This is a genomic window from Psychrobacter sp. AOP5-GZ1-6, assembly GCF_052376345.1.
Taxonomy (GTDB): domain Bacteria; phylum Pseudomonadota; class Gammaproteobacteria; order Pseudomonadales; family Moraxellaceae; genus Psychrobacter.
The window spans coordinates 1-5,622 of record NZ_JBQSVP010000171.1 but is presented as its reverse complement, the minus strand read 5'-3'; the positions used below and the strand labels follow the sequence as shown (position 1 = coordinate 5,622).

At 42.3% G+C, this 5,622-nt stretch carries 6 protein-coding genes; 4 read left to right on the top strand and 2 right to left on the bottom strand.

Going from position 1 to position 5,622, the window contains the following annotated elements:
* Window positions 1–542 (bottom strand): inverse autotransporter beta domain-containing protein (locus tag ACT3RN_RS14275; RefSeq protein WP_444518742.1); only part of this gene is annotated, 542 nt, incomplete at its 3' end.
* Between the two features lie 241 nt (window positions 543–783).
* Between ACT3RN_RS14275 and ACT3RN_RS14270 the strand changes: the two genes are divergently transcribed.
* From ACT3RN_RS14270 to ACT3RN_RS14255, 4 genes are all read left to right on the top strand, one after another.
* Window positions 784–1,140, top strand: coding sequence for a plasmid mobilization protein (locus ACT3RN_RS14270; RefSeq protein ID WP_179288411.1), 357 nt, complete (start codon window positions 784–786; stop codon window positions 1,138–1,140).
* 683 nt (window positions 1,141–1,823) lie between these two features.
* Window positions 1,824–2,291 (top strand): MbeB family mobilization protein, encoded by a 468-nt coding sequence (locus tag ACT3RN_RS14265; protein WP_226945165.1) that lies wholly within the window; start codon window positions 1,824–1,826, stop codon window positions 2,289–2,291.
* A gap of 6 nt (window positions 2,292–2,297) precedes the next feature.
* Window positions 2,298–2,798, top strand: a complete 501-nt coding sequence (locus tag ACT3RN_RS14260) for a hypothetical protein (RefSeq protein WP_413469403.1) — start codon at window positions 2,298–2,300, stop codon at window positions 2,796–2,798.
* 290 nt (window positions 2,799–3,088) lie between these two features.
* Complete coding sequence (locus ACT3RN_RS14255; RefSeq protein WP_444518741.1) at window positions 3,089–3,967, top strand: replication initiation protein; 879 nt, start codon at window positions 3,089–3,091, stop codon at window positions 3,965–3,967.
* Window positions 3,968–4,049: 82 nt separating this feature from the next.
* On the opposite strand, the gene ACT3RN_RS14250 is transcribed toward ACT3RN_RS14255, so the two are convergent.
* Window positions 4,050–5,622 (bottom strand): right-handed parallel beta-helix repeat-containing protein (locus ACT3RN_RS14250; protein ID WP_444518740.1); only part of this gene is annotated, 1,573 nt, incomplete at its 5' end.

The window sequence follows — 5,622 nt, the reverse complement described above, 5'->3', positions numbered from 1 at the left end:
TGCGATAGAATACGCCCGAACTCTAGGTCAGCCGAGTTGTTTAATTCTTCAATACCACTTGTGGTGTTGATGCCTAGATAGTTATCTTTGATATCAGCTGTAAATAGTTCATTTAAGATGTTTTTATCATCATTAGTAGGTTGGTAGTAGTTCGCGCGCGCTTCCCAAGCTTTAGTAATATACTCTATCCCAACAGAGGCTTGAGTATACTTATTATCATCGGTTTCTATAGTGTCGTAATATGAGTTGATACCAAAAAATTTTTGTTCTGGTAACGAGTGACGATACCCCAGGCCAATGCTGGCGTTGCTAATATTATTATCATTTTGATAATAGCGTAGGTCAAGAAATGGCACACCAGTTAGTTGATTAGTGTAGGGAAGTAAAACTCCCAAGCCATAACTATTATCATCGCTAGTCCAATCGCCTTGTAATTGTAGTTTTGGACTAAAGTTAGAGTTCATTTCTGCAACAGCAGGTACTGAAGAAAATGCAATAGGGATGATTACTGAACCTAGTATGAGATATGACACTTTCTTCATCAGGAAGCCTTATTTGAGATTAATGATAATGATAATTATTAACAATAATATACATTAACTTACTATGTGTAAATATATAAAAGCATTATCGACATATTAAAGAGAGCTTATACTTAACGGCATTAAATCGATATTTACTAAGCCAGCATATGCCGTCATTACAATTCACTTCGTTTCTTTACATTTTGGCATGCCGGTAAGGGGAAACCCCTTAACCCCAAAAACCTTACGGACGTCACCCATGAGCGATGATAAATCAACTAAGAAAATCAGAGATAGGCACATACAAATACGCCTAACTGATACTGAATTTAACGACATAAAAACCCGTGCCGGTGAATTGGGTACGTCCACTTTTTTGCGCCAGTTGGCACTGGGGCAAAACATCGAACAACCAAAAGGCAAAGCAAAGAAAATCATACATGCAGCTGACCCCGAATTGGTGCGTCATGTGGCGTGGATCGGTAACAACATCAATCAAATTGCCAAGCATCTAAACCTAGGAAACCATGTGAACAACGAGGTGCTAATGACCTTGGTGAAAATACAAGCTGACCTTGATGCCGAGCTACAAAGGATCATGAGCGATGATCGTTAAATTCTTTCGTCACGGCACCGGTGGCGGTAGTGCCGTCTTTGATTATCTACTTGGCAAAGACGGTGATCGTCCTGATGCCGAGATATTGCGCGGTGACGTAGAGCAGCAAAAGCTACTGATTGATTCACTAGATTTTAAACGCCAGTACACCAGTGGTTGCTTGAGCTTTGAAGAAGCCCCTGACCATCTAACAATCAAGCAAAAAAACGAAATTATGGACGGCTTTGAGCAGACAATTACCGCAGGGCTAACCGCTGATCGGGTCAGCTTTGCATGGATTGAGCACAGGGACAAAGGAAGGCTTGAGCTTAACTTTGTGATTGCCAATATCGACCTTGAGCATGGGCGACTTTTTCAGCCCTATATTCACAGCCAAGACAAAACGAGGGTCAATGCGTGGAAAGACCTACAGAATATTAACTATGATTTATCAGACCCAAACGATCCTGCGCGTAAACGTTTAATGGCGCAACGTGACAACCTACCAAGAGCCACCAAAGAAGCTAGGGAAGCTATTACCGAAGGCTTAAAAAACTTAGTAGCCGAAGGGCTGATTAGCAGTCGTAGTGACGTGATTGAAACGCTACAAGATGCAGGGTTTGAGATCGCAAGACAGACTGACAAAGCCGTCTCCATTAAAAACCCCAGTGGTGGCAGAAATATTAGATTAACAGGCGGATTATATGAGCGAGATTTTAGATTTAGCCAAGAAGTTCAAGCAGAAGTCGAACGAGACAGCGAATCTTATAGAAACCACGTTAGACGAAGATTTAACGAAGCTACACGCGTCCTTTATAAAGAGCTTGAGCGAAAGCGAGAGTATCATCAAGCAAGGCACGGAGAGCCTAGACGAGAAGCAAACCAAATTGCAGGAAATGTTAGAGCTGCACAACGAAGGCATCAACACCTTACTAGCCAATCACATTTACAGCGTCCAAGCCCTTACGACAGAGAGCCTAGAGCAACAAAAAGCCGAGATAGCGGAAATGATGAGCGAGTATTCACGCGAGTTGAGCGAGACAATGCAAGATCACCAAGCCGAAGCCTTCAAATTCCTAGAACACCGAGTTTGGGCAGTGCTGATCTTTGGCTTTCTGTTCGCTTTGTTGATATTGATATTAGGCGTCGTCATCGGAATGAAATTAGGATAAAAGACCATGCAAAAACAATTGATACAGCAAGTCAGCGAAGCGATGGAAGCGAACGCCGACACCATAGCGCGTCAAAGAGACATGATCGACTACCAAACGCAGACTATCGAGGAATTAAAGACCTCATTAACGGCATTGGCAGAGACGCAAGCGCAGGAACTCAAATCGTTACCGACCATGTTCGAAGCATTAGAGATTTCACTGAGCAAGCACACGAAAGAGCAGAAAGCTTGGCGACAGCATCGCAAAGAACACACGGAAGGACAAACAGTGTTAGCAGAACAGCTAGTAATACTCGCAAACGCACAATTACAGCTCACGAAAGCCTTGAGCGAGTATCAGAGTACATTAGTGCTATCAGACGATCTAAAGATAGATTTGACCGTATTAGAGACGATGCTAGAAGGTACGATGGAGCAGCTAAAGAGTTCACAGCACGAAATACAGTTGTCACAGAACAAATTGAGCAGCGAGTTAGAGACTGTCGCGAAATTAGTAAACAAATAACGCAAGACCTTGAAAAACAACAGCCTAAGCGGACTTATTCGGGTCCCAGTATGGGCAGATAACGTGAAGTAGGTACAACTTCGTAAGCCTTAAATGGCGTGGCTTTACAAGGAAATTGTTAATTGACGAAACGAGAATGAGAGCGTAAACTCAAGTGCTAGAAACGACTAACCCCCAAAGCCGGCCAGCTTCAGGGGTTAGATGAATTTTAATCTGTGTCAGCAGATATAAAACCCATTTTTCGATACGGACATTTTATATCAGCAGGCGCACCAACACAAGTGTGTGTCATGTTAATACTACCGGAAATATACGAAACACTCCCCTACAAGCCCTATTGCACCGATGATTTAGGTAATCTTGTCATTCGTCCTAGGCAAACCGCTGTCAAAATGCGGTATATCCAGCACAACCCTCCTTGCATGACCCATTTTATTTGCCTTGATATTGACCATGAACATGGTGCAATGCGTTGGGCGGAAGAATACTTGCCACCGCCACGCTGGACAACCCAAAACCCTAAAAATGGCCACGCTCATATCGTCTACGAGCTAAAAACGCCCGTTTGTACCAGTGAGCACGGTAGCCGCAAAGCTCTAGAGTATCTCGCTAAGATACAAGCAGGGCTTGTCAGAGCGACTCGCGCAGACGTTGGTTATACAAACTTCATCACTAAAAACCCGATGCACGAGCATTGGCGTACCGAGGTATGGACAAAAGAAGCCTATGAGCTGAATTATCTCGCGGAATTCGTTGATCTCAGACCTTTAACGGCTACCGAGAAAGAATACGGACTTGGCAGGAACTGCACCCTGTTCGATACCGTTCGTCATTGGGCGTATTCTGCGATTAGAGCGCATCGAGGGAAGACATGGGAGCAATGGTATAACTCAGTGCTTAAACACGCTCAAAACGCAAATATGATGTTTTCAGAGCCGTTACCTTATTCAGAAGTCAAAGCGACAGCCAAAAGTATTGCTAAGTACTGTTGGAAGCATGATGCTTATCACTACAACGAGTTCATTTATCGTCAGATACTTAAAGGCAGTAAAGGTGGCAAGATATCTAAGCGTAAGCCTGTAGCCACATCAGAGCAATCGTTAAAGCCTTGGGAAGCTTTGGGTATAAGTAGGGCAACTTACTACAGGAAAAAATCGAAAGAAAAGTGAGACTGGATAAGCCTAAATCAGATAACAGCCGTGTGGGTCTACGCCGCTGTTATCCTGCTTAGGCTATTGCCGTCCCTTTATATTAGTTGCAGTCGCTTAAGTTTGCTATTTTGTTTCCGTTAATGGTTAGTGTGCTGCCAGGTTCTTGTTCGAACTTAGCCATGTCCCATAGGTTGCTGCAAGTGTTTTCGTTTTGATTCGTGTTTATGTCGCCCTTGATGTTTTTTACCGGGCCAAAGAACACCACTGCATTTTCGGAGGGGTTGTTTATTTGAAGGTTCTTTATCGAGACGTCTTCTACAGGCCCTCCCATCCATTCATTCCCATATAGTGAGATTCCAGCGGTTCCTGGGTTGTTAACTGTGACATTTTCTAACTCTATCTTTGAAGCTGGGTTAATAAATACGCCTGAGAGACTAGTGTTATTAATGTTCATATTTTTAATTTTAATATTGTTGTCGTCAAAGCTAGGTAGGTTGGGTGAATTGACTATCATTAAACCATTGATTCCGCCTGATAAGTTTGTCTCGTTCATAGTTATATTATGACTACCTTGTAACACTATTAAATCCATTTCTTGATCTTGGTTGCTGTTATCCATAGTGAGGTTATCTATGGTTACGTTGTCATTGCCTACCAATAGTAGCCCTTCACGGCGCGAGTTGCTGATGCTTGTATTGTTAATATTCACATTAGATGTTGTAGTTTTATACGTACTTGTCTCTTGATCGTAGTCACTGGCTAGAAAAATTCCATAGGTAACGTCATCAATCTTGACATTATCAATGTTGATATTCTGACTACCGACTGCACTCACTGCTGAGTTTGGAGCCTTTGTTGGTGAGAATACTGCAAATTCACAGTCTGTATTGTTTTCACAAATATTTAAGTCATGGATTTTACTGTTTTTAATGTTGAGACCGTTGGTGTTGTTGAGCTTAATTCCATCGCCTGTGGTTGCTGAGATATCGACGTTGTTAATACTGACATTATTTGTACTTTCGTTTAGGCTACCTATGCCTTCGGCTCCCCCCTTGGTCATTATTCCTGTAACTGTAGAGTTAGAGGCAACTTTAACAACGCTGCTGTCTCCTGAAGTATTATTAATTTTTGCTGGTGTGGTCTGTCTATATTCAGCCTGTTTTCCGGACAGTGTTTTGATTAACAACGAGCCATTACCTAATAAGGTCTGACCTTCACCGATAATCAAGCTGTCGTCAAAGGTTACCGTGCCGCTCATGAGGGCAACGCCGTTCTCTCCTAGATTGGCAATTTGCCCATTGACTGCTTGTATATCTTCATTAGTATTATCATAAGCAAACTTTTGTATCTTGCCATAGTTAGCTGCTTGTTCAAAAGTATCTATATTATAAACGTCAGGTGTCATTATCAGTTCACGTCTGACTTGTTGCAAAATATGATTATTAGAATTATCAGTTACACCTAAGTTCAATTTTAATTGAGCACCAACTCGTAAGTCATCTTCATCATCGTGCTCAACGTATAGGCCAAACCCTAGAGCAGTGTTTTTTGGTAACCAATTAGGCGCGCTGGTATCGTATTCACTTTTTAATCGGAAACCAACATTATCATCTTGCGTAGTTCTTTCTTGCCAAAACCCGCCAATATACATTTTTAGCGAAGAGTTTTTGTCC

What these genes read in the sequence shown, in the direction of transcription:
- ACT3RN_RS14270 (WP_179288411.1), top strand. Translation starts at nt 784, where the DNA reads ATGAGCGATGATAAATCAACTAAGAAAATCAGAGATAGGCACATACAA.
- ACT3RN_RS14260 (WP_413469403.1), top strand. Translation starts at nt 2,298, where the DNA reads ATGCAAAAACAATTGATACAGCAAGTCAGCGAAGCGATGGAAGCGAAC.
- ACT3RN_RS14265 (WP_226945165.1), top strand. Translation starts at nt 1,824, where the DNA reads ATGAGCGAGATTTTAGATTTAGCCAAGAAGTTCAAGCAGAAGTCGAAC.
- ACT3RN_RS14255 (WP_444518741.1), top strand. Translation starts at nt 3,089, where the DNA reads ATGTTAATACTACCGGAAATATACGAAACACTCCCCTACAAGCCCTAT.